20 protein-coding genes are annotated in these 24,202 nt (G+C 65.4%); 12 read left to right on the forward strand and 8 right to left on the reverse strand.

Annotated features, from left to right (window positions below; genetic code table 11):
* The first annotated feature begins 15 nt into the window (after positions 1 to 15).
* The 3 genes from lnt (at position 16) to RXV95_RS01180 (ending at position 3,648) form a co-directional block, all read left to right on the forward strand.
* Entirely contained in the window at positions 16 to 1,671 is a 1,656-nt protein-coding gene (gene lnt / locus RXV95_RS01170; RefSeq protein ID WP_338467200.1) for an apolipoprotein N-acyltransferase, read from the forward strand.
* Positions 1,672 to 1,713: 42 nt separating this feature from the next.
* Positions 1,714 to 2,931 (forward strand): methionine adenosyltransferase, encoded by a 1,218-nt coding sequence (gene metK, locus RXV95_RS01175; protein ID WP_338468602.1) that lies wholly within the window; start codon positions 1,714 to 1,716, stop codon positions 2,929 to 2,931.
* A 117-nt stretch (positions 2,932 to 3,048) separates the two neighbouring features.
* Positions 3,049 to 3,648, forward strand: coding sequence for a hypothetical protein (locus tag RXV95_RS01180; RefSeq protein WP_338467201.1), 600 nt, complete (start codon positions 3,049 to 3,051; stop codon positions 3,646 to 3,648).
* A gap of 19 nt (positions 3,649 to 3,667) precedes the next feature.
* Here RXV95_RS01180 and RXV95_RS01185 read toward each other — a convergent pair whose 3' ends face one another.
* Positions 3,668 to 4,969, reverse strand: a complete 1,302-nt coding sequence (locus RXV95_RS01185) for an acyl-CoA dehydrogenase (protein WP_338467202.1) — start codon at positions 4,967 to 4,969, stop codon at positions 3,668 to 3,670.
* Complete coding sequence (locus RXV95_RS01190; protein ID WP_338467203.1) at positions 4,969 to 6,321, reverse strand: phosphotransferase family protein; 1,353 nt, start codon at positions 6,319 to 6,321, stop codon at positions 4,969 to 4,971. Before RXV95_RS01190 ends, RXV95_RS01185 begins: the two co-directional genes overlap by 1 nt.
* Before the next feature lie 304 nt (positions 6,322 to 6,625).
* On the opposite strand from RXV95_RS01190, the gene RXV95_RS01195 reads away from it, so the two are divergent.
* Complete coding sequence (locus tag RXV95_RS01195; protein WP_338467204.1) at positions 6,626 to 7,594, forward strand: serine hydrolase; 969 nt, start codon at positions 6,626 to 6,628, stop codon at positions 7,592 to 7,594.
* Between the two features lie 186 nt (positions 7,595 to 7,780).
* Here the strand turns inward: RXV95_RS01195 and RXV95_RS01200 are convergent, their stop codons facing one another.
* Positions 7,781 to 8,023, reverse strand: coding sequence for a hypothetical protein (locus RXV95_RS01200; protein ID WP_338467205.1), 243 nt, complete (start codon positions 8,021 to 8,023; stop codon positions 7,781 to 7,783).
* Positions 8,024 to 8,323: 300 nt separating this feature from the next.
* Between RXV95_RS01200 and polA the strand changes: the two genes are divergently transcribed.
* Complete coding sequence (gene polA, locus RXV95_RS01205) at positions 8,324 to 11,170, forward strand: DNA polymerase I (RefSeq protein ID WP_338467206.1); 2,847 nt, start codon at positions 8,324 to 8,326, stop codon at positions 11,168 to 11,170.
* 18 nt (positions 11,171 to 11,188) lie between these two features.
* Here polA and RXV95_RS01210 read toward each other — a convergent pair whose 3' ends face one another.
* Positions 11,189 to 11,917, reverse strand: coding sequence for a hypothetical protein (locus RXV95_RS01210; protein WP_338467207.1), 729 nt, complete (start codon positions 11,915 to 11,917; stop codon positions 11,189 to 11,191).
* A 146-nt stretch (positions 11,918 to 12,063) separates the two neighbouring features.
* Between RXV95_RS01210 and RXV95_RS01215 the strand changes: the two genes are divergently transcribed.
* A complete protein-coding gene (locus tag RXV95_RS01215; RefSeq protein ID WP_338467208.1) occupies positions 12,064 to 13,572 on the forward strand; it encodes a YifB family Mg chelatase-like AAA ATPase in 1,509 nt (502 codons plus the stop codon).
* Between the two features lie 688 nt (positions 13,573 to 14,260).
* Here the strand turns inward: RXV95_RS01215 and RXV95_RS01220 are convergent.
* The 3 genes from RXV95_RS01220 to RXV95_RS01230 all read right to left on the reverse strand — a co-directional run bounded on the left by RXV95_RS01220 (position 14,261) and on the right by RXV95_RS01230 (position 17,903).
* Positions 14,261 to 15,004, reverse strand: coding sequence for a LytTR family DNA-binding domain-containing protein (locus RXV95_RS01220; protein ID WP_338467209.1), 744 nt, complete (start codon positions 15,002 to 15,004; stop codon positions 14,261 to 14,263).
* Positions 14,991 to 16,286 carry a histidine kinase gene (locus RXV95_RS01225; protein ID WP_338467210.1) on the reverse strand — a complete coding sequence of 432 codons (1,296 nt, stop codon included), beginning with the start codon at positions 16,284 to 16,286 and terminating at the stop codon, positions 14,991 to 14,993. The genes RXV95_RS01220 and RXV95_RS01225 overlap by 14 nt, the downstream gene beginning before the upstream one ends.
* Before the next feature lie 99 nt (positions 16,287 to 16,385).
* Entirely contained in the window at positions 16,386 to 17,903 is a 1,518-nt protein-coding gene (locus RXV95_RS01230; RefSeq protein WP_338468603.1) for a fumarate hydratase, read from the reverse strand.
* Between the two features lie 175 nt (positions 17,904 to 18,078).
* Here RXV95_RS01230 and RXV95_RS01235 point away from each other — a divergent pair, with 175 nt between their 5' ends.
* Genes RXV95_RS01235 through RXV95_RS01255 form a run of 5 tightly spaced genes read left to right on the forward strand, consistent with a single transcriptional unit; the run spans position 18,079 to position 23,300 of the window.
* Positions 18,079 to 18,675, forward strand: a complete 597-nt coding sequence (locus tag RXV95_RS01235) for a protein-L-isoaspartate O-methyltransferase (RefSeq protein ID WP_338467211.1) — start codon at positions 18,079 to 18,081, stop codon at positions 18,673 to 18,675.
* A gap of 5 nt (positions 18,676 to 18,680) precedes the next feature.
* Positions 18,681 to 20,165 carry a TolC family outer membrane protein gene (locus RXV95_RS01240; RefSeq protein ID WP_338467212.1) on the forward strand — a complete coding sequence of 495 codons (1,485 nt, stop codon included), beginning with the start codon at positions 18,681 to 18,683 and terminating at the stop codon, positions 20,163 to 20,165.
* 5 nt (positions 20,166 to 20,170) lie between these two features.
* Positions 20,171 to 20,680 carry a DUF2497 domain-containing protein gene (locus RXV95_RS01245; RefSeq protein WP_338468604.1) on the forward strand — a complete coding sequence of 170 codons (510 nt, stop codon included), beginning with the start codon at positions 20,171 to 20,173 and terminating at the stop codon, positions 20,678 to 20,680.
* Between the two features lie 32 nt (positions 20,681 to 20,712).
* Entirely contained in the window at positions 20,713 to 22,887 is a 2,175-nt protein-coding gene (locus RXV95_RS01250) for a S9 family peptidase (RefSeq protein WP_338467213.1), read from the forward strand.
* Positions 22,884 to 23,300, forward strand: a complete 417-nt coding sequence (locus tag RXV95_RS01255; RefSeq protein WP_338467214.1) for a (2Fe-2S) ferredoxin domain-containing protein — start codon at positions 22,884 to 22,886, stop codon at positions 23,298 to 23,300. Before RXV95_RS01250 ends, RXV95_RS01255 begins: the two co-directional genes overlap by 4 nt.
* Positions 23,301 to 23,307: 7 nt before the next feature.
* On the opposite strand, the gene RXV95_RS01260 is transcribed toward RXV95_RS01255, so the two are convergent.
* A complete protein-coding gene (locus tag RXV95_RS01260; protein ID WP_338467215.1) occupies positions 23,308 to 23,607 on the reverse strand; it encodes a hypothetical protein in 300 nt (99 codons plus the stop codon).
* Between the two features lie 116 nt (positions 23,608 to 23,723).
* Here RXV95_RS01260 and RXV95_RS01265 point away from each other — a divergent pair, with 116 nt between their 5' ends.
* Positions 23,724 to 24,155, forward strand: coding sequence for a CBS domain-containing protein (locus tag RXV95_RS01265; protein WP_338467216.1), 432 nt, complete (start codon positions 23,724 to 23,726; stop codon positions 24,153 to 24,155).
* Positions 24,156 to 24,202: the final 47 nt, after the last annotated feature.

The raw sequence follows: 24,202 nt of genomic DNA on the forward strand, positions 1-24,202 counted from the left end.
GGCACGCAAGCCGCAATGCTTGCCACCCGCGCCGCGAACGGCCACAAGCCGCGCGTGATCGCGCACCGCCTCTCGCGCCTCGGCAGCTTCGTTTCCGCGCGTCCGATGTGGATCGCGCCCGTTGCCGGCGCAATCGGCGCGACCGGGTTTCAGCCGCTTGAAGCATGGCCATTCACGCTGCTTGCGATAGGCTGGCTGATGGCCGCCACGCGGAACGCGAACGGATGGCGCCATGCCGCGCTGATCGGCTGGCTGTGGGGCGTCGGCCATTTCACCGCTGGCAACAACTGGATCGCCACCGCCTTTACCTATCAGGCCAAGATGCCCGCATGGCTTGGCGGGATCGCCGTTGTCCTGCTTTCGCTGTATCTGGCGATCTTCCCGGCGCTTGCGGCGCTTGCCGCGCGCGCGGTCGCCCGGCGCCGCACCGCCCGTCCCGCGCTGGCGCATGCGCTGGCCTTCGCCGGGGCGTGGATCGTAACCGAATGGATTCGCGGATGGCTGTTCACCGGCTTTCCATGGAACCCGCTCGGCGCGGTGACGCTGGGCGGCTTCGGCCGTCCGGGCCTGGCGCGTATTCTGCCCTGGACCGGCACATACGCGCTGTCCGGCCTTGTGGTGCTGCTTTCCGCGGCGTGGCTTGCCGGCTGGCGCAAGACGCAAGACCGGCATTTTCCCGCCGCCGCAGCCCTGTTCGCGATTCCGGGCGCGTTGATGCTGCTTCCGCTTGGCGGGGATTCGCACCAGGGGAAACTCCCCTTCACCCTCGTCCAGCCGGACATCCCGCAGGACGAGATCGACGATCCGACCAAATACGAGGAGCAATTCCGGCGCATCGCGCGGCTGACATTGCCCCGAAAGCCGGGTGAACACCGGCTGGTGCTCTGGCCCGAATCGGCAATCCCGGACTACCTGCGCACCGGCTATCCCGCTTACTTTTACGAAGAGACGACTTACGCCGCCGATCCGGTTCTGGCGCGGGAGCGGATTGGCCGGGTGATCGGGCCGGGCAGCCTGCTGCTCACCGGCTCGGTGGATCTGGCGATGAAACAAGGTGCGGTGATCGGCGCGTGGAACGTCGTGTCCGCGATCGACCCCAGCGGCGCGTTCCGTGGCAGCTATGCCAAGGCGCATCTTGTTCCCTATGGCGAATACCTGCCAATGCGCAGCCTGCTGGCGCCGCTCGGCCTTTCGCGGCTGGTCGCGGGGTCGCTGGACTTCTTTCCCGGCCCCGGCCCGAAGACGATCGATTTCGGCAGGATCGCGGACGGCGGCTGGGGCAGGATCGGCTTCCAGATCTGCTATGAAATCGTCTTTTCCGGAGAGGTCGTGGACGAAGCGGACCGGCCGGATTTCCTATTCAATCCGTCGAACGATGGCTGGTTCGGCGCATGGGGCCCGCCGCAGCACCTCGCCCAGGCGCGGATGCGCGCGATAGAGGAAGGGTTGCCCATCCTGCGCGCAACCACGACCGGCATCAGCGCGGTGATCGACGCGGACGGCGCGGTGGTTTCGCACATCGGACGCAACGCTCCCGGCCGGATCGACGGACTGGTTCCGCCCCCGCACGATCCCACGCTCTTTTCACGGCTTGGAAACCGGCTTCCGCTTGGCTGGGCGATAGTACTTCTTGTGCTCAGTCTTGTTGCCACGCGCCGTCGCGCCCGCTAGGGGAAACGCGACATAAAGATTCCTTTATATCGGATGGACCGCATGCGCAGCGAATACCTCTTCACCTCTGAATCCGTGTCCGAAGGCCACCCCGACAAGGTGTCCGACCAGATTTCCGACGCGATTGTCGACCTGTTCCTGTCAAAAGACCCCTATGCGCGCGTCGCCTGTGAAACGCTGACCACCACCGATCTTGTGGTTCTGGCCGGCGAAGTGCGCGGCGAAGGCATGATCGACCGCGACGGCAACTGGGCGCCCGGCGCACCGGAAGAAATCCAGAAGCGCGTTCGCGAGGTCGTGCGGGACATCGGCTACGAACAGAAGGGCTTCCACTGGCAGAACCTGACGTTCGAGAACCACCTGCACCCGCAGTCTTCCGACATTGCGCAGGGCGTGGACGCAGCCGGCAACAAGGACGAGGGCGCCGGCGACCAGGGCATCATGTTCGGCTTCGCCTGCGACGAGACGCCCGACCTGATGCCGGCGACGCTCGATTACAGCCACAAAATCCTGCAACGCATGGCGAAAGACCGCCATTCCGGCGCCGCGCCTTTCCTTGAACCCGACACCAAGAGCCAGGTGACGCTTCGCTTCAAGGACGGCAAGCCCGCGGCGGCGACCGCGATCGTCGTCTCCACCCAGCACAAGCCGGGCTATCACGAAGGCGCGAAAGAGGCCGAACTGAAGGCCTATGTGAAGAAAGTCGTGGCCGAGATCATCCCGGCAGAGCTGCTTTCGGACCAGACCGTCTATCACATCAACCCGACCGGCAAGTTCGAGATTGGCGGCCCCGACGGTGACGCCGGGCTTACCGGGCGCAAGATCATCGTCGATACCTATGGCGGCGCGGCTCCGCACGGCGGCGGCGCGTTCTCGGGCAAGGACCCCACCAAGGTCGACCGCTCGGCCGCATACGTAACGCGCTACCTTGCCAAGAACATCGTTGCCGCCGGGCTGGCCAAGCGTTGCACGATCCAGGTCGCCTATGCGATCGGCGTATCGGAACCGCTGTCGCTCTATGTCGATACGCATGGCACCGGCACGCACGCGGATGACAAACTGGAAGCGGCAGTTGCCTCCGTCGCGCGCGAAAAGCTGGGCGGGCTGACCCCGCGCGGCATCCGCGAAGGACTGGGCCTCAACAAGCCGATCTATTACCGCACGGCGGCCTATGGCCACTTTGGCCGCGAGCCGGACGGCGAGCATTTCCCGTGGGAGCGCACCGACCTTGCCGATGCGCTGAAGGCCGCGCTGGCCTGATCATGTGCGACCCCATCCGACCTCCCGCCTATGCGGCGGGGGGCCGATGGGTTTCAGTTTCGCTGTCCTACAGCGCACAAGGCAAGGAATGTACGCGGCTTTTGCAGGAGCCGCACATTGCGCAGCCTTACCCCCCGAATCGTTCTCGAGCTGCTGGCGCAGGAAGGGCTGGTTCGCGAAGCCTATCGCGACAGCCAGGGCATATGGACGTGGAGCGTGGGCATCACCGGCGCATCCGGACACCGCGTCTATCCCCGATACAAGGACAATCCCCAGCCGGTTTCGCGCTGTCTGGAAGTCTATATCTGGCTGCTGCGCGAACGTTATCTGCCGCCGGTACTCGATGCCTTCGCAAGCCACGATCCGGCCGAACACGAATTGGCAGCCGCGCTTTCCTTCCACTGGAACACCGGCGCGATCCGCCGGGCAAGCTGGGTGGCCAGGTTCCTGCGCGGAGAGCGCGAGGCGGCGCGCAGTGCATTCCTCCGGTGGAACAGGCCACCCGCCATCGTCGCACGGCGGCGGCGCGAAGCCGCGCTGCTGTTCGAAGGCGCATGGTCGAATAACGGCACCGCGCCGGTCTATTCCGTCGCCAAGCCTTCATACCGGCCGATCCGACCCGTGTGGCAAGACCTGTCCGAAACCGTCGCAGACCTGATCGAACCCGGCCGGCCCGACGAATCGATGCAAGTCAGGCGCCCGGCTGCGCGCGCCTGACTTGCACGGGGCCGCGCGCCTAGCCGATCTTGCCCTTGCGCGGTCCGATATAGCCGAACAGGTACGCGCCCACCTTGCGCATCTGGATCTCTTCCGCGCCTTCGGTGATGCGATAGCGGCGGTGGTGGCGATAGATATGCTCGAACGGTTTGTGCCGCGAATAGCCGATCCCGCCGTGGACCTGCATCGCACGATCCGCCGCCTGGCAGACAAGGCGGTTCGCCCAGTAGTTGCACATGGAAATCTTGTCCGAAAGCTCGCGCTCTATCGCCTTGTGCCCGCCTTCGCCCCGCTCCAGCTTGTCCATCTGCCACGCCGTCTTGTAGATCATCATGCGCAGCATCTCGCACTGGGTGGCAAGTTCGACCAGCGGGAACTGGATCGCCTGGTTCTTTGCCAGTTCCTCACCGAACGGCTTGCGCTGGCGGGCGTATTTCACCGATTCCTCCACGCAGAACGTCGCCGCACCCAATGAGCTTGCCGCCTGGCGGATGCGGTTCTGGTGGACGAAGCTCTGCGCGATGGCGAGCGCGCCGCCTTCCGGCCCAAGCATCGCGGTTTCGGGAACCCAGCAGTTTTCGAAGTGCATGCGCGGATGGTCGGTCGGCATGTTGAAGGTCCACATGTATTCGTCGACCACCATGCCCGGCGTTCCCGCCGGCACCAGAAGGCAGGTGATGCCGCGCGCGTCGCCGTCCTCGCCGGCCGTGCGGCAGAACGCGGCGCAGTGCGTGGCGACGTGCATACCGGTGATCCACATCTTTTCGCCGTCGATGCGCCAGCCGGGCACGCCATCGCGCGTTTCGCGCACCGCGCGCGTCTCCATGTGCGTGGCGTCCGATCCGTGGTGCGGTTCGGTCAGGCCGAAGGCAACGCGGCGCGTGCGCTCGAACCCGCCGAGGATGAATTCCTGCTGCTGGGCCTCTGTGCCGAAATGTTCGAACATGTTCACGAAGGGGAAATTGCCGACGATCGAATGTTCGTTCTGCAGGTCGTTGTGCAGGCCCAGGCCCTTTTGCGTGAAGTGATCGCGAATCACCGCCATCCACAGGTTGGACCCGTCCTTGCCGCCGTATTTCTTCGGGGCGGAAAAGCGCCAGTGCCCGGCCTTGTCCGCGCGCTGCTGCGCTTCGCGAAGCAGGTCTTCCCATTCGTGGCGGGGCAGGCCGTCATTGTCGAAATCGGTGCGCGCCCATTCGCGGCGGTGATCGAAGAAGCGGATGTTGTCGTCCGCATCCTCAAGCGGTTTGATCTCTTTCTCGATGAAAGTATCGAGTTCGGCGAGATAGGCGACAAGCGCCTCGGGCAGGTCGAAGTCCATCAGTTTCCTTCCCATTCCTCCCGCGCGCGCGGAAGCGCCGGGTATTTCGGCTGATCGGATGCCAGCGTGTCGAGAACCGTGCGGCGCAGCCGCGCAAGCAGGCCGGGCGTGGCGAGCGTGGCCCGCCCGGAAAGCAGATCTTCCACCAGCACGCGGTCATGCGGATCGGGGCGGCCCGCCAGTTCGCGCCGCACGATGCCGAGCGCGTTCTGTGCAACCGCAAGGTCGAACCGGTCGCGCCCTTCCAGCTTCGGCTTTACCGCCGCGGCGAGCCATTCGGATATGGCGGTCAGGATTTCGCCTGCTGACGGCTCGCCCTGGCGCTCGCCCTCCGGCTGCGGCGCAGGGGCAAGGCGGCGCTGCCGCTCTTCTTCGGGCGCATCGGATTCAAGCAACAGCAACAGGTCCAGTTCCTGCTCCGCCGCGCGGCGGGCAACGACCACGCGTTCAAGCGAACGGTCCGTGCCGCCGCGCCAATAGGTGCCCATGCCAAGGCAGCCGAGCGCCCACCACACCGTGCGATAGACCAGCCAGAACCGGAAACGCGCGCGATCGACAGGCGCACCGCCCGCCGCCTCATAGGCCGCGAAATAGGTTTCCAGGTCGGTAAAACCGAAGGCTGGCGCATCGAGCTTGCCGAAACGCCACACGGTCATGCAGCCATAGGCAAGATCCTCGTGCGGGTCGCCGGTATGCGCCAGTTCCCAGTCGAGAACGCCGGAAAGGCGGCCATCGTGCGCCATGACGTTGCCGATGCGCAAGTCCCCATGCACCAGCCGGGGCGCGGCGGGCGGCGGCACGTTGGCGCGCAGCCACGCAAGGCCCAGCGCGATAACCGGCCGGTCGCCGCCATAACTTTCGAATTGTTCGGCCAGCGATTCCACCCCGGATGCGGGGTCGAGCACGGGAAGGAAGTCCAGCCCTTCCGGATCGAGCGCGTGAATCCGGGCCAGCGCGGTCGCAAGATCGCCGATCATCGCCTGCGGATCGCCCGCCAGCACAGCCTTGGGATCGGCCGTACCGGGGATCGCCCGCATCACGAAGCCGATGCCGATCCCGTCGGACGGCGTCAGTTCCTCGATCACTTCGGGCGCCATGACGCCGCCCGCCACCGCGCGGCGGATTACTGCGGCTTCTTGCGCAAGCGCGACGGGGCGCGCTTCGATCCATTCCTGCGACGGCGCACGGCGAAGCACGAAATCCTCGTCCCCGCAGGAAAAGCGCCAGCTCTGCATATTGGCGCCGCCCGAAAGGCGGTGAGGCGTGCCCAATTCGCCGCGAAAGCCCGCCCGCGCCATCACGCGGCGCAGGCCATCCGCCAGGTCGGCCGTGTCGCTGCCCGGCTCCGTCACCGTGCCGCCGCCGTGTCGAGAATTGCCGCGCCGTGCCTTGTTTCGCCCATCACCTCGCCCATTTCTTGCGCACCGATTGCCCCGATGTCCGGTTTAATCGCTTGATTAAACGGCCTGCACCGCGATGCAACAGGTAATCGGGGCGAAACCGCATGAATCGGCCGCAACCCCGCCGATTCGCGCAATAGCTGGCCAAGTTGCGCCAGATTGGCGATAAACCGATGGCAGGCGTGCTTTCCCGCCGCTTTGCAATAAGTTAACCTGCTAACCACGGGTAAACTGCCGGTATGGTATGTGGGGTCTCATGAAAAAGCGTTTCGCAAAGCTCTCTCTCGGGCTGCTGCTGGCGGTGCCGATGCTGGCGGCCACTGCGCCGGTGCGCAGCCAGGAACCGGCGACGGTAAACCAGCAGCGCGACATGGTGCTGCAACAGGCGGTGGAATCGATCGTTGCCGACGCGCGCGGCCGGGTCGGCATCGCGGCGATGGATCTTGACGGCGGCGGGCAGGTGATGATCGACGCCGATCAGCCTTTCCCGATGGCCAGCACGGCAAAGATCGCCATCGCGGCAACCTATCTCAGTCAGGTCGAGGACGGGTCGAAGACGCTGGGCGAAAAGTTCCCGATGCTGATTCCCGTGCGCCAGTCCAGGGCGGATTGGGGACCGGTCGCCAAAGTGCGCGAAGGCAATGTCCTGACCGCGCAAGGCCTGATGGAGCTTTCCATCACCCGCAGCAACAACGAGGCAACCGATGGCCTGCTGCGCGCGGTTGGCGGGCCGAAGGCCGTCAACGCATGGCTGGCCAGCCGCGGCATCACCGGCCAGCACCTGGATGGCGATATCGCGACGCTGGTGCGCGACGACGGCCAGGTCGATCCCGCCGTAACGATCAACGTGCCGACCACCAGCACGCCGCGCGCCATGCTGGCGCTGCTGGCCGCGATCGATCGCGGAAACGCGCTTTCGCCCAAGAGCCGCGCCGTTCTGCTCGACACGATGACGCGGACGGTGACCGGCAAGCGCCGCATTCGTGCCGGGCTGCCCGAAGGGGTGCTGTTCGCGCACAAGACCGGCACATTGCACGATGTAACCTGCGACGTTGGCATCGTGCGCCTGCCCGACGGGCATCATCTTGCGATGGTGATGTATTTCGCCGGTCCGGACGGCCACGCCGCGCACGGCCGGATGATGGCCGAGATCGGGCGCACGCTTTACGACGGGTTCTCCGCCTCGTCCTCCGGACGCGGAAATATCGCGATGGGCCGTCGCTGACGGGTTACCCCACAGCCTGAAAGACCGGGAAACGAAGGGGCGCTGCGGCGCCCCTTTTGCCGTGCGCTGCGCCGGCAACTGGGGCGGCCCCGGCTTGGGCGCAGAGAGGGCTACGCTTCGCGCAAAGAGAAAGGGCGCGCCCTGCAAGAGGGCACGCCCTTTCCTGAAATCAAGCCTTTCGGCTGATTACATCGCAGCGTCCGAAGCAGCGTCGGTCGCAGCGTCGGAAGCCGAAGCAGCGGCGTCCATCGCGGCGTCCGAAGCCGAAGCAGCGGCGTCAGCGGCGGTCGAAGCGGCGTCGTCCATGGTGGCGGCAGCGTCCGAAGCGGCCGAGTCAGCAGCCGTACCGGCGGCGTCTTCGGTCTTCTGCGAGCAGCCCGCGAGGGCGAAGGCGGTGCCGACAGCGGCGGCGAGGATGAGCTTGCGCATTTGGTTTACAATCCCTGGATTGAAGTGAACCACGCCGGACAGGTAGCCCGGCGCAAAGCCTACTCAACCGGTAGACTTCGACGCCCCAATTAAAGGGCATTTGAACGCCATGCAAGCCAAAGTGCGAACCGGACATTTTCCGGCCACCATACCGCAAGGCTTGTGTCAGGCATGTGACCGGCACCTGTACGGTACTGAAAAGGTGGCCGGACCGTGCCTCGCGCGGGCACGAAACGCGCAAATGCGATAGGGTCGCAAAGCCGCATGACGGCGCGGCGCGCGGCTGCTAGACCCGCGCGAATGGACGCCAAACAGCACCTCTATCTGGTCGACGGATCGGCCTATATCTTCCGCGCCTATCACCGCCTTCCGCCGCTTACGAATCCGCAGGGGACGCCCGTGGGCGCGGTCTATGGCTATACAACAATGCTGTGGAAACTTGCCGACGATCTGCACAAGGCGGACGGTCCCACGCACCTTGCGGTGATCCTGGATGCCGGGTCGAAAAGCTTTCGCAACGATCTCTACGACGAATACAAGGCCAACCGCCCGCCCCCGCCCGAAGACCTGGTGCCGCAGTTCCCGCTGATTCGCGACGCGACGCGCGCGTTCAGCCTGCCCTGCATAGAGGAACAGGGCCTTGAGGCGGACGACCTGATCGCCAGCTATGCCCGCGCCGCCACGCTGCGCGGCTGGGACGTGACCATCGTCAGTTCGGACAAGGACCTGATGCAGCTTGTCGGCACCTGCGTGGGCACGAATGGCGACGAGGCCTGCATCGATATGCTGGACACGATGAAGAACCAGCGCATCGATGTGCCGCAGGTGATCGAGAAATTCGGCGTACCGCCCGAAAAGGTGGGCGACGTGCTGGCGCTGATGGGCGATTCGGTCGACAACGTGCCCGGCATCCGCGGGATCGGCCCGAAAACGGCCAGCAAGCTGATCAACGAATATGGCGACCTTGAAAGCGCGCTGGCCGCCGCGCCGGACATGAAGCCTTCGAAGATGCGTGAAAGCCTGATCGAACAGGCAGACATGGCGCGGTTGAGCCGCGTGCTCGTCGCGCTGAAGGAAGATGCGGCGCTGCCTTTGCCGCTCGACGATTTCAAGCTGGGCGAGATTCCGCCCGACCCACTGAAATCCTTCCTCTCGGAACACGGCTTTTCCAGCCTTTTGCGCAAACTTGGCGCCGAGCCGCCCGCCACGCCGCCGACGGGGGACGGGGCCGCGCCCGATGCCGCCGCCACGCCGCAGGGCAACCGCCAGCCGCTACCCGAATGGCCGGCGGTCGACCGCGAAGCCTATGCCTGCGTGCAGGCGATGGGCGAGCTTGAGCAATGGATCGCCCGCGCGTTCGAAGCGCGCGTCGTCGCCATCGATACCGAGACGAGCAGCCTCGATTCGATGCGCGCGGACCTTGTCGGCATCAGCCTTGCGCTTGGTCCCAACGATGCGTGCTATATCCCGCTGGGCCACGGCGGCAGCGACATGTTCGCGGAAAAGCCCGTGCAGGTGGACAAGGCCGCCGCGCTCTCCGCTCTGAAGCCGTTGCTGGAAAGCGACGCGGTCCTGAAGATCGGGCAGAACATCAAGTATGACCTGACCGTGCTGGCCCGCGCCGGCGAATCGGTGGGCGGCATCGCCGTGTCGCCGATGCAGGACACGATGGTGATGAGCTTCTGCCTTGATGCCGGACGGTCCGAAACCGGCATCAACGGCCACGGCATGGACGAGCTTTCAGCCACGCACCTCGGCCACCAGCCGATGACGTTCAAGGAAGTGTGCGGCACCGGCAAGAAGGCGATCTCCTTCGCCGAAGTGCCGCTGGCCGATGCCACGCGCTATGCCGCAGAGGACGCGGACGTGACATGGCGGCTTTACCACCTTTTCGCGCCGCGCATGGCCGATGAGGGCGCAACGCGAATCTACAACCGGGTCGACCGGCCGCTGGTCCCCGTCGTCGCCGCGATGGAGCGGCACGGAATCAAGGTGGACCGGGAGCGACTGGCCGCGCTCTCCGCCGAATTCGCGCGCGAGATAGAGGCGCTGGAAACGCAGATCCACGAAGCGGCGGGCGGCCCCTTCACCATCGGCAGCCCCAAGCAACTGGGCGAAGTGCTGTTCGACAAGCTGGGGTACAAGGGCGGCAAAAAGGGCAAGAGCGGCCAGTATTCCACCGACCAGTCGGTGCTGGAACGGCTTGCGGACGAAGGCGCCGATGTCGCGCGGCTGGTGCTCGACTGGCGGCAGTTGTCCAAGCTGAAGTCCACCTATACCGACGCGCTGCAGGCCGCGATCAATCCGGACACGGGACGGGTGCATACCAGTTATTCGCTGGTGGGCGCGCAGACCGGGCGCCTTTCCTCCACCGATCCCAATTTGCAGAACATCCCGGTGCGCACCGAGATCGGCCGCCAGATCCGCGATGCCTTTGTCGCGGAAGAGGGCAATGTTCTGCTTGCCGCCGACTATTCGCAGATCGAACTGCGGCTTGCCGCGCACATCGCAGACGTGCCCGCATTGAAGGAAGCCTTCGAAGCGGGCGAGGACATCCATGCCCGCACCGCGACGGAGATGTTCGGCCATGTCGACCGCGATACGCGCGGCCGCGCCAAAACGATCAACTTCGCGATCCTTTACGGCATCAGCCGCTGGGGTCTGGCCGGGCGCCTTGGTGTGACGCCGGAAGAAGCGCAGGAAATGATCGACCGCTATTTCGAACGCTTTCCCGGCATCCAGCGCTATATCCACGAAACGCTCGAATCGGTGCGCGAATGCGGCTTTTCGCAGACGCTGTTCGGCCGCAAGACGTGGTTCCCGCGCATCGGATCGAAGAACCAGGCCGAACGCCAGGGCAGCGAACGCGCGGCAATTAACGCGCCGATCCAGGGCACCAGCGCCGACATCATCAAGCGCGCGATGGCCCGCATGATGCCCGCGCTGGAAGACGCGGGGCTGGGCCACGTGCGCATGCTGTTGCAGGTGCACGACGAACTGGTGTTCGAACTGCCGCAGGCGGACGTGGACGCGGCGAAACCCGTGATCGAACGCGTGATGGCCCAGGCCGCCGCGCCGTCGGTAAGGCTGACCGTCCCGCTGGGGATCGACATCGGGACGGGCAAGTCATGGGGCGAGGCCCACTAGGGTCGCGGCGGGCGGAACTCAATCCAGCGCGGCATATCGCGCAACGTCCGCCCGGTGCAGCCACAGCACCTGGCTGTAGGGCACCGAATTGGTCATCGCATAGAAGCCGCGCGCTTCGGTCGGCGTCAGCCCCATGTCGCGATAGTAATCGAGATAGGCCGCGTTTACCGGATCGGTCGGCGCATAGTCCTTTGCCTGCTTGCCCTGATCGTCGAGCCAGGAATGCACCGCGAACTCCGCATCGGGCGCTGCGTGGCGCGTCTTGCCCGCAAGAAACAGGTCGACCGCGCCCGAACGCACAGAGCCGCCGGGCGGCACGTCTGTGGCAATGCCGCGCGCGCGGATCATCCGGCCGAGCCGCAGGTTGGCGGTATCGTCCACCGTGCCCGGGCAATCGGGCATCTCCAGCATGCGGATGCCCGGAAAGGCGCGCAGCATCGCTTCGAAGTCAGCGGGCGAATAGCTGTCGGTTTCCGCCACCAGCGCCGCGCGGCGCCTGTCCAGCACGGTAAAGGGGCCGAAACTGGCGATTCCCGCGCGATGACCGGCCCCGGCGCGCTGGCCCGAGCCGCCGTCTGCCACGAACCGTTCCGCGCCCGGCGCTTCATCGACCACTTCGACCGTTGTCGTTTCCGTCCACTGGACACCGTCGGCATCGGTCCACGTGCGGGTGGAAACCTCGCGCGCCGCGGCTGGCGTGGCGATTGCCGCGGCGGCGAGGCAGACAAGGGCGAACATGCGTCGCATTGGGCGGCTATCGCCCCCGCGCACTTGCCGCTTCGCCAAGAAAGGCGGTTAAGAATTGCTTGCCATGTTTCGCTTCCGTTTTGGCGGCATCGGCTTGGCAGCCCCTCTCCCTACCCTAATGTCGTCCCGATTCAGGGGGTTGCATCATGGTCGCGCTGGTATCGACGGTTGCCTATCTGGGCCTGGAGGCCCGCAGCGTGGAGGTGCAGTGCCAGGTTGCACCGGGCATGCCCGCATTCAAGCTGGTCGGCCTGCCCGACAAAGCGGTGGGCGAAAGCCGCGAACGGGTGCAGTCCGCGCTTTCGGCGCTGGGTCTGGCCCTGCCGCCAAAACGCATCACGGTAAACCTGTCTCCGGCCGACCTGCCCAAGGAGGGTTCGCATTACGACCTGCCGATCGCGCTTGCCCTGCTGGCGGCGATGGGCGTGGTCGATCGCGAACAGATGGCGGACTATGTGGCGGTGGGCGAACTGGCGCTGGACGGCCGGATCGTGGGATCGCCCGGCGTGCTGCTGGCGGCACTCCATGCCGGCGGCGAGGAAAAGGGCCTGATCTGTCCCGCCGCGCAAGGCAGCGAGGCCCGCTGGGCCAGCGGGATAGACGTTGTGGCCGCGCCCGACCTTGTCAGCCTGCTCAACCACCTGAAGGGCACGCAGCGGCTGCCCGCGCCCGCACAGGGCGAAGCCGCGCCCGTGCGGCGCGCGGCGGACCTGAAGCAGGTGAAGGGACAGGAAACCGCAAAGCGCGCGCTGGAGATCGCGGCGGCGGGCGGGCACAACCTGCTGATGATCGGGCCGCCGGGCGCGGGCAAGTCCCTGCTGGCATCCTGCCTGCCGGGAATCCTGCCCGAACTGACGCCGGCAGAGGCGCTGGAAGCCTCTATGGTGGCGTCGGTCGCGGGGCTGCTGGAAGACGGGAAGATCAGCCGCCAGCGCCCGTTCCGCGCGCCGCACCATTCGGCCTCGATGGCCGCGCTGACGGGCGGCGGGCTGCGGGTGAAACCGGGCGAAGTCTCGCTCGCCCACCTTGGGGTGCTGTTCCTTGATGAGCTGCCCGAATTCCAGCGCGCGGTGCTCGATTCGCTGCGCCAGCCGCTGGAAACAGGCGAAGTCAGCGTGGCGCGCGCCAATGCCCACGTCACCTTCCCCGCGCGCGTCCAGTTGGTCGCGGCGATGAATCCGTGCCGCTGCGGGCATCTGGGCGATCCGGCGCTGGGCTGTTCGCGCGCGCCCAAATGCGCCGCCGATTACCAGAGCCGCGTCTCCGGCCCGCTGCTCGACCGGATTGACCTGCACGTGGAAGTCGATCCGGTCAGCGCGATGGACCTTGCCCTGCCGCAGCCCGCAGAAGGCTCACACGAAGTCGCGGCGCGGGTCGCGCGTGCCCGCGCGGTCCAGACCCGCCGGCTGGACGGCACCGGCAAGCGCAGCAATGCCGAACTCGACGCGGATTTGCTGGAACAACACGCGACGCCCGACGAAGCCGGCCGCAAGCTGCTGATGCAGGCCGCAGAGGCGATGCGCCTGTCCGCGCGCGGCTATACCCGGATGCTGCGCGTGGCGCGCACGATTGCCGACATGGCGGGAGCGGAAGGCGTGGGGCGTGTGCACATCGCAGAGGCGCTGAGTTACCGGAGAATGGCGCCGCGGGCGTAAGCGGCGCGTTATCCGTCAAGCCCACAAAAGAAAGGCCCCAGAGCTTTGGACTCTGGGGCTATTCGAAGCTGCACCGAAGCTTGTTATCGCCAATGATGCAGCTGCCTCTTGCGAGGTCTTGAGGCCCAGAGAGCAAGCTCCTGAGCAGATCATGGCTTATATGAGTCGCGCAATCCTACTTGTCAACCTGGAGGCCCAATGCGTGCCGAACGGCATCTTTGATCAAGTCAAATTGCTCGTCGCTCACTCGCAAGTTGCTGAAGTATTTTCTCTTTCCATATTGATCTCTTGCAGTGTGAAACAAGTCCAACCGGTCAAGTCCGACAGTGGCAATCATGTCAGCCTTTACCCACCAGACCGTTTCGGCAAATGGTTCCGGCAATGGTTGCTTGAGTGTGATCTTGCATTGGTATCGGCACGTTGCCGCAGACTCGGTACCGCTCAGAGGTACAACGGTGTGAAGGTTGGGCCGTCCCGGCAATGCCCCCATCAATACGACTGCCGGACGCCTCTTCACCATTTCGGGAGGCTGAAATCCGCCGCGACTATAGTCGCACAAGACGAGCGTCTTTGGTTTGACGGGGTACTTCATAGCCCGTCGGGCCTACCCGCTTGATCTTATATCCGCGAATCCAAGCCTATGGTTTTCCTCAAAATAAATAATCAACTGCCGCCATATTGGCGTAAATTACCGCCCCGCCATCGCCTTGACCTTCGAAAGATACGTGCGCCCGATGCGCAGTTGCGTGCCGTCGGCCAGTTCCACCGACCAGACGCCCAGCCCGTCGTGCTTCAGGCCCGCGATCGCGTCCTTGCGGAGGATCGTGGAGCGGTGGATGCGGATGAACTGCGCGGGGTCCAGCCGTTCTTCCAGCCCGGCGATGGTGTGCAGCATCAGATAGCTGCGGTCGCCCACGTGCAACCGCACATAATCGCGTTCGGCATCGATGCGCTCGATGTCGGCGGCAGCGATGCGGACGAGTTCCGAGCGGTGGGGCACCCAGAACTCCTCGATCCACGGACTGTCTTCCGCCCCTTCGGCGGCGGACACGCGGCGGGCCAGCGCGCGTTCTATCGCGCGCTCCAGCCGGTCTTGCGCCACGGGCTTGAGCACATAGTCCACCGCGTCGAGATCGAACGCCTCTACCGCGAAGTGATCGTGCGCGGTCACGAAGATTACCGCCGGACGCGGGTCTTGCGCGGCCAGCGACCGGGCAACCGAAAGCCCGTCCATTTCGGGCATCGTCATGTCGAGCAGCACCAGTTCCGGGGCAAGCGCATCGGCCAGGCGCATCGCGGCGGCGCCATCGGGCGCGGTGCCCACCACGTTCAGCGCGGGGATGCGCGAACACAGGATCTGCATGCGTTCGACGGCCAGCGGCTCGTCATCGACGATCAGCGTGCGCAGGGTCTGGGTTTCAGCAACATTCATTTCGCACCATCGGCATTGTCAGCACAGTAGCATAGCCGCCCGCCGGCAGCGGACCGCTTTCAACCTTGCCCGCGTCCCCGAACCGGGCCGAAAGGCGCTGGCGCACATTGGAAAGGCCGATGCCGGTGCCGCCCTTGGGGATGCCCGGCTCGCCGCTGGCCGGACCATCGTCCGCAACGGTCAGCACCAGCATTCCGCCCGCCTCGCGCGCGGCGATGCGGATCGTCACCGGGCGGCGCGTGGCCGAAACCGCGTACTTGATGGAGTTTTCCACCAGCGGCTGGAGGATCATGCCGGGCACACAGGCGCTTTCCAGCGCCTTGGGCACGTCGAATTCGGTCAACAGGCGATCGGGGAAGCGCACCGCCTCGATCGCGAGGTAATGGCGCTGCAACTCCATTTCGTCGACCAGCGGCACATCGGCCGTGGGATCGTTGGCAAGGCTGTGGCGATAGAAGCTGGAGATCGTCTGGATCATCCGCTCCGCCGCGTCCGTCCGGCCTGACATGACCTGGGCCGACAGCGAATTCAACGTGTTGAACAGGAAGTGCGGATTGACCTGATAACGCAGGCTGCGCAGTTCCGCCGCCTTGGCCGCGCGGCGCAATTCGCCCGCGCTGCGCTCTACCGCACGCAACCGCTCGCCATTGGCCAGCGCTAGGTACAGCGCGGCCCAGGCGATCAGCAGGAAATAACGGCCGAAGGCGATGTCCGTGAACTGGCGCAGCAGGCCTTCGCTGGCGAGCTTCCTGTTGATGATCGCGCGCTGTTCGGGAGAGATCTTTTCACCCAGTTGCTTGTCGTAATTGGCGGCCTTCCCGCTGTCGTCCACGTCGACCAGCAGGTTTCCGGCCATATCGCGGCCAAAGCGGATTCCGGCCTTGGCGGCCGCGCTGTCGGACTTGCTGTCTTCCTTCACCCCGCTGGCGTTCAACTGCTTGGCGATGGGGGCGAAGGCCTGCTGGTTCACCGCCGCAAGCAATATCGATGCCGGCAACATGATCACCAGCGCGGCAGCGACGCGCGCGCCGAAAGGACGTTCGTCGAACCGGCGCAGGATCGGCCAGGTGGCAACCGTCACCACGATTCCTGCCACGGTCACGACAACGCGCGGCAGCATGAGCTGGCCGAAAAGCTGCGGATCGATCACCAGGCTGCGCAGCGTGACAAGCACGAAATAACACAGCCACAGCGCCACGGCGGACAGCCACACCAGCCGCGCGGGCACGCGGCCGGGCGTGATTGCCCCGTTCAGGTCGTCAAGATCAAAGGCCGTCGCCATCGACGCCTTCTAGACTTGCAGCCCCGCCGGACGCCAGCGTGACCGGTCGGCCCGAGTCTGTCGTTTGTCGAACAATGGCGCGGTCGAACCGCAGCAGGCTCACGCCTTTTGCAGCAGGTGTTCCTCGGCGATCTTCTTCTGCCAGACGAGCGGCGCAAGCTGGTGGACGTTTTGCCCTTCGGCATCGACCGCCACGGTCACCGGCATATCTTCCACGGTGAATTCGTAGATCGCTTCCATGCCAAGATCCTCGAACCCGACGACTTTGGCATCCTTGATCGCGCGCGAGACAAGGTAGGCCGCGCCGCCCACCGCCATCAGATAGGCCGATTTGTGCTTCGCGATCGATTCGGTCGCCGCCGGTCCGCGCTCCGCCTTGCCGACGCAGGCGAGCAGGCCCTGCTCCAGCATCATGTCCATGAACTTGTCCATCCGCGTGGCAGTCGTGGGGCCGGCGGGGCCGACCACTTCATCGCGCACCGGATCGACCGGGCCGACGTAATAGATCACGCGCCCCTTGAACTCGACCGGTAGCGTCTCACCCCGGCTCAGCATGTCCTGAATGCGTTTGTGTGCCGCGTCACGCCCCGTCAGCATCTTGCCGTTCAGAAGCAGCCGGTCGCCCTGTTTCCAGCCCTGCACCTCTTGCGGCGTCAGCGTATCCAGATTGACGCGCTTTGCTTCGGCAGAGGGCGCCCACTGCACCTTGGGCCATGCGTTGAGGTCAGGCTTTTCAAGGAAGCTGGGGCCAGAACCGTCCAGCGTGAAATGCGCGTGGCGGGTGGCTGCGCAGTTGGGGATCATGGCGATCGGCTTGTTCGCCGCATGGCACGGCGCGTCCATGATCTTCACGTCCAGCACAGTCGCCAGACCGCCAAGGCCCTGCGCGCCGATGCCCATCGCGTTTACCGCGTCGAAGATTTCGATACGCAGCTTTTCGATATCGTTTTGCGGGCCGCGCTGCTTCAGCTGGCCCATATCGATCGGGTCCATCAGGCTCTGCTTGGCCAGCTTCACGCAATGTTCCGCCGTGCCGCCGATGCCGATACCCAGCATCCCCGGCGGGCACCAGCCCGCGCCCATCTGCGGCAGCATTTCCAGCACCCAGTCCACGATATTGTCGCTGGGGTTCATCATCTTGAACTTGGACTTCGCTTCGCTGCCGCCGCCCTTCGCCGCGACGTCAATCGAAACGGTATTGCCCTTCACCATCTCCACCGACAGCACGCAGGGGGTGTTGTCGCGCGTGTTGCGGCGGGTGAAGGCGGGATCGGCCAGCACGGAAGCGCGCAGCTTGTTGTCCGGGTCCATATAGGCGCGGCGCACGCCTTCATCGACCACGTCCTGCAACGACTTGTCCGATTCGAGCCGGCAATCCTGCCCCCATTTGACGAACACGTTCACGATGCCGGTGTCCTGGCAGATCGGGCGGTGCCCTTCGGCGCACATCCGGCTGTTGGTGAGGATCTGCGCAATCGCGTCCTTGGCGGCCGGGCCTTGCTCCGCCTCATAGGCTTCGCCCAGCGCGCGGATATAGTCCATCGGGTGGAAATAGCTGATATATTGCAAGGCGTCGGCGACGCTCTCTACCAGGTCCGCCTCGCGGATCGTCACCATTTCGGCCATTGCGGCTTCTCCATTGACAGGCATATCGATGGAGGCCCCTTACGCGCCGACGAGCGTCGTGCAAAGCGCTTGGCGTAGGCAAAGCGATATTCTACAGGCCTCGCTGTAAAGGATTGCGCCAGTGTGTTGCCGGTGCAATACAGCGATGCAAGAACCGAGGGATTTCATGACCGTGGTTGAAGAACGGCCGGCAGCTACCGGCATGGTGCGCGAACGCCGGGCAATGATCGACAGCCAGCTGCGGGTAAGCGGGGTGAACGATCCCGCCATTCTCGCCGCATTCGCCGCTGTCCCGCGCGAAGACTTCGTGCCCGAGGCGCGCCGCGCCGTCGCCTATGCCGACCGGCTGGTTCCTTTGGGAGAGGGCCGCACGCTCGCCCCCGCGCTCAGCTATGGCCAGTTGCTTACCGCCGCAGAGGTGCACGGCAGCGACAGTGTGCTGGTGATCGGCAAGCCGGGCGGATACCTTTCCGCGCTGGCCGCCAGGATTGCGGGCAAGGTCGAAACGGCATCACCCGACGATTATGCCGGCAAGGGCACGTTCTCGCTCGTGCTGGTGGACGGCGCGATGGAACAGGCGCCCGACGCGCTTGCCACGGTGCTGTCCGACGATGGCCGTATCGTGACCGGGATGGTGAATCGCGGCGTTGTCCGCCTTGCCATCGGCCGCAAGACGGCGGACGGGCTGGCCTTCGCCAACCTGTCCGAAATCGACCTTGCGCCGCTGCCCGAATTTGCCGCGCCGCGGAGCTGGAGCTTCTGAATCCCATGTCGAAGGCCGCCGTCCAAGCCGCGCTGCTGGGCGCGTCCCTGCTGACCCTGCCCGCCGCGGCGCGGGCAGACGACCTGCGCGATGCGCTGCTGAACGCCTATCAGACGAACCCGACGCTTCAGGCCGCCCGCGCCAACCAGCGCGCCACGGACGAGGGCGTGCCGATCGCCAAGGCGCCCGGCCTGCCTTCGCTGAACGGCACGGCAACCTATACCGAATACCTGAAGCAAAGCTCGGTCAGCTTCATCGCGCCGAAGCGCAACCTTGATGTTCAGGCGCAGGCGACCCTGCCGCTCTATTCAGGCGGTGCGGTGAAAAACTCGGTGCGGGCCGCCAAGACGCGGGTCGAAGCCGGCCGGGCCGACCTGCGCGGTTCGGAAAGCGGCGTGTTCAGCCAGGTTGTCGCGTCGTATATGGACGTGATCCTCCAGCAGGCGATCGTCGGGCTCAACCGCAACAACGTGAACGTCCTGAAGGTCAACCTGCAGGCAACCAGCGACCGGTTCGAGATCGGCGACCTTACCCGCACCGACGTTGCGCAATCGGATTCGCGCCTTGCCATCGCCCGCGCGGGGCTGCGCAATGCGGAAGCCAGCCTGATCGGCGCGCGCGAAACCTATCTGCAGGTTGTCGGCAAGCCCGCGAAGGATCTTGCGCCGCCGCCACCGCTGACCGGCCTTCCCGCGACACCGGACGACGCGGTGCAGGTCGCGCTCGACAACAACCCGGACCTGCTTGCCGCAAAGCAGCGCAGCAAAGCGGCGGGCTATGACGTGAAAGTGGCCGGATCCGGGCGTTATCCGAAGATCAGCCTGTACACGTCTGGCGACTATTCGAACTACCTCGGCTCGCTCAGCTATCCCGGTGTCGGCACGGTTCCGGGGCAGACCACCGCGCAAGCCGGCGTGCGCGCCACGATCCCGCTGTTCCAGGGCGGCCTGCCCGCCGCGCAGCAGCGCCAGGCGCAGGCACGCGAAGGGGCGGCGCTGGAGCAGGAAATCGGCGTGGAGCGGCAGGTGATCGCGTCGGTCCGCTCGGCCTTTTCGTCGTGGCGCGCGGCGAACGACGTCATCAAGATGAACGAAACCGCCGTTTCCGCCGCGCAGCTCAGCCTTGAAGGTGTGCGGGCGGAAAACAGCGTGGGCAACCGCACGATCCTGGATATCCTGAATGCCGAGCAGGAACTGCTCAACGCACAGGTCCAGCTCGTCACCGCGCGGCGCAACGCTTATGTCGCGGGCTTCAACCTGCTGGCCGCGATGGGCAAGGCCGAAGCGCGCGACCTGGGGCTGGACGGCGGCGTGCTTTACGATCCGCAAGTCAACTATGACCGCGTGAAGGGCAAGATCTTCGACTGGGACCGCGATCCCGATCCGATTGCCAAATCCACGCGCACCGTTGACAGTCCCGCGCAAGATGCGAAAATCCCCGCTGATTCTGTACCCGCCACATCCGGGAACAGCACAGGGGGACAAGAGTGACGTCTATGCGCCAGGCAGGAGAGCCCTCGGTCGAGGAAATCCTCCAATCGATCAAGAAGGTGATCGCGCGTGACAATCGCGCCGATGCCGCCCAGCTGCGCGCCCGCCGTGAAGGCGCCGGCGTCGTCACCACGCATTCCCCCGAAGGTCTTGCCGCCGATGGCCAGGCTTCGGCACCCCACGGGTCACAAAAGGCGCCGCGTGTGCACGATGTGCTCGAACTGACCGACGAGGATGTCGATTCGATGGCGGACGATAGCGAAGAGGGCGAAGAAAGCCCGCTGGTCGACGATGGCGCAATTGCCTCGATGCGCGATTCGCTTGCGGCGCTGGCCATGCTGTCCGAACCCGGCGTGCCGCCACAGATCGTGCGCTCGGGCGAAACGTCGCTTGAAGGCCTGGTGCGCGAAATGCTCCGCCCGATGCTGTCCGACTGGCTGGACAAGAACCTTCCCGCCATGGTCGAAAAGATGGTTGCGGCAGAGATCGCGCGGATCGCCGGCAAGAAGGGCTAGAACTCGCGCCCGCCGGGGGCTACCCCCTGCATATGCATCTGAAATTCCCCGCTGCCGCGCCGGTTGCGCTGGCTTTCGCCTGTTCGCTTCCTGCCCTCGCCCTTGGCGCCACCGCGCATGCCGAAGCCGCGCCGATGAGCGCGCAGGATATCGTCACCCTGCCCCGGCTGGGCGGTGTGGCCGTATCGCCCGACGGGCGGACGGCGGCCTATGTCGTTACCACGACCAACCCCGAGACATACGAACGCACGCGTTCGCTGCGGATCGTCGCGCTGAACGCGAAAGGCACGCCCGTCCGCGCACTGCCGTGGGACGGGGTGAGCGATCCGGCCTTCGCGCCCGACGGCAGCCTTTACCTGCTCTCCACCCATGCGCCCGGCACGGACGCTGCGGACGGTGCAACGACGCAGGTATGGGCCATCCCCGCCGCACGGATCGCGTCGGCCGATGCAAGCGAGGCTATCCCGGCCATTCAGGTCACGGCCTTCAAGGCCGACGTCGCCGGCTTCAAGCTATCGCCGAACGGGAAACGCATCGCCGTTTGGGGCGACATCGCGCGCGATTGCCCGACGTTCGGCGGCTGCAAGGATGACGGCAACACCGCGCTGCCCGGCCCGGGTACCGGCCGCCTTTACAAGGACGGGGCCGGTTTCATCCGGCACTGGGACAAGTGGGAGACGCCGGGCAATTACAGCCGCGTGTTCGCGTTCGACCTCGATCCCCGGGGCAAGGTCATGGGCGCGGGACACGCGCTTGACGGCGATCCGGCCAATGGGGGGCTGACCGGCGATTCGCCTACGAAGCCCTTTGGCGGCGGCGAGGAAATCGCGTGGAGCGCCGATTCGAACGCCGTGGTCTATGCCGCGCGGCAAGCAAACCGCGACGAACCGCTTTCCACCAACCTGGACCTGTGGTGGGCGCCGGTCGACGGATCGGCCCCGAAGAACATTACCGCCGCCAACAAAGCCACGGATACCCTGCCCGCGCTCTCGCCCGACGGTCGCTGGCTCGCCTATGCGGCGATGGCCCGGCCCGGATACGAATCCGACCGGCTGGTGGTGCAACTGGTCGACCTAAAGACGGGCCGGCACCGCGCGCTGGCGCAGGACTGGGACCGTTCGCCGGGATCGTTGACGTGGACGAGGGATTCGAAGGCCCTGATCGCGACCGCGGGTGACGTGCTGGACACGCCCGCCTTCCGGATCGACATCGCGACCGGCAAGGTCACGCGCCTGAAGCTTTCGCCCACCCCCCGCGAGGGCCATATCGGCAATGTGACTCCGCTCAACGGTGGCGGCATGGTGTTCACCCGCGACACGATCGATGCGCCGGCGGAAATATATGTCGCAGGGGCGGGCAAGCGCGGGCGCAGGGTAACGGACATCGATGCAAGCCTGATGGCCGGCATGGCACGGGTCGTCACCACGCGCTTCAGCTTCGCCGGAGCGAACGGCGATACCGTGTGGGGCCAGATCACCAAGCCTGCGTGGATCAAGGGGCAGATGCCGGCCATCCTCTATGTCCACGGCGGGCCGCAAGGCTCGTTCAACGATGGCTGGTCATGGCGCTGGAATCCGCGCGTAACCGCCAGCCAGGGCTATGCGGTCGTCTCGGTCGATTTCCACGGCAGCACCGGATACGGCCAGGCCTTCACCGACAGCATCAACCGCGACTGGGGCGGCAAACCGCTGGTCGACCTGCAAAAGGGCTTCGCGGCGGCAGCGGCCATGGACCCGCAAGTGGACACGGCCAACGCCTGCGCCATGGGCGCAAGCTATGGCGGGTACATGATGAACTGGATCGAAGGCATGTGGCCGGACAAGTTCAAGTGCGAGATCCAGCACGACGGCGTGTTCGATGCGCGGGCGATGGCCTATGAAACCGAGGAATTGTGGTTCGACGAATGGGAGCACGGCGGCCACCCCTATTACGAGGCGCCGCAGGAATACGAGAAGTGGAACCCGGTGAACCATGTCGACCAGTGGAAGACCCCGATGCTGGTCGTCACCAGCCAGCATGACTTCCGCATCCCCTATACGCAGGGCATCGCCGCCTTTACCGCACTGCAGCGCCGCCATGTGCCCAGCGAACTGCTGGTATTCCCGGACGAGAACCACTGGGTTCTGAAGCCGAAGAATTCGCTGCAATGGCACGAGACGGTGTTCGCCTGGCTGAAGCGCTGGCTGCGCCCGCAGGAGGACAAATGAGCGACGGGGCCAAGGAGCGCGGAACCGCGGACGCGCGCGAAGTTGCTGAAGCGGAAGAAAAGCTGGCCCGGCTGGGCGGATTCGCCACCCGGCGGCACATCTTCCTTTGCGTCGATCCCGAAAAGCCCAAGTGCTGCGATCTTGAGACCGGACACAGGGCGTGGAAGTTTCTGAAAACCCGGCTGGGCGAGCTGGGCCTTGGCAGCCACAACGGCGTCTTGCGCAACAAGGCGGGATGCCTGCGCGTGTGCGGCGCGGGACCGATCGCGGTCGTCTATCCCGAAGGCGTCTGGTACCATTCGGCGACTGAACCCGTGCTTGAGCGGATCATCCGGGAACATCTTGTCGGCGGCGTGCCGGTCGAAGAATTCCGCCTGCATCCGCCCGAAGCCAAGGCCATGCGCGCGGACTGATCCCGGCCTACCAGTCGTGCTGGTCGGACAGCGGGTCTTCCACTGCTTCGTCGTGGCCTGTGCCGCTCGACAGGAAGGCAAGGCCCATAAGTGCGCCGCCCAGCATCATGGTAAGGCCGATGCCCAGCCCGGTCGCGATGTAGAAGTGGATAGAGATCATGCCGAAGGCGGCATAGAAGTACGCCCAGATCGCCAGCACGACGCCCAGCGAGACCCAGGCCATCAGCTTCATCAACCGGCGAAAGCGCGCCCAGGCGTGCGCGGCATTCGCGGGATCGTCGAGAGGGGACGGGATCGGCACATCCATCAAGATGGTGCTTCGCGGCCCTTCTGGCAATGCGCTTTCGCCAAATCGCGTTTGGTGGCATCATTCGGCAGATCGAATGGGGAGATAAGGGCGCAACAGGCCGAAAGGAGGATGCCATGACGATAGCAAGGCTTATTGCCGACAGGAGCAGCGACGTCTGGAGCTGTCACGCGGACGACAGCGTGGCCGACGCGGTTGCGATCCTGGCGACGAAACGGATCGGCGCTCTGCCTGTGCGCGACGGGAACGAAGACGTTGCCGGCATCTTTTCCGAACGCGACGTACTCTATTCGCTGAAACAGCACGGAGCCGACGCGCTGGGCATGAAAGTGCGCGACACGATGACCGCGCCCGCGGTGACGATCGCCCCCGAAACCCCCGTTCTGGAAGCGCTGGCGCTGATGACACGGCGCAGGATTCGCCATTTGCCGGTGATCGAGAACGGCCGCATGACGGGGTTTGTTTCCATCGGCGACCTGGTGAAATACCGGATCGACCATATCGAGGCGGAAGCCAGCGCGCTGCGCGACTATATCCAGATGGCCTGATTCCGGCTGGCCGCACCTGCGAGGGTGCGAATTTCGCGCGACTGCCC

Source organism: Novosphingobium sp. ZN18A2 (genome assembly GCF_036784765.1).
Taxonomy (GTDB): domain Bacteria; phylum Pseudomonadota; class Alphaproteobacteria; order Sphingomonadales; family Sphingomonadaceae; genus Novosphingobium.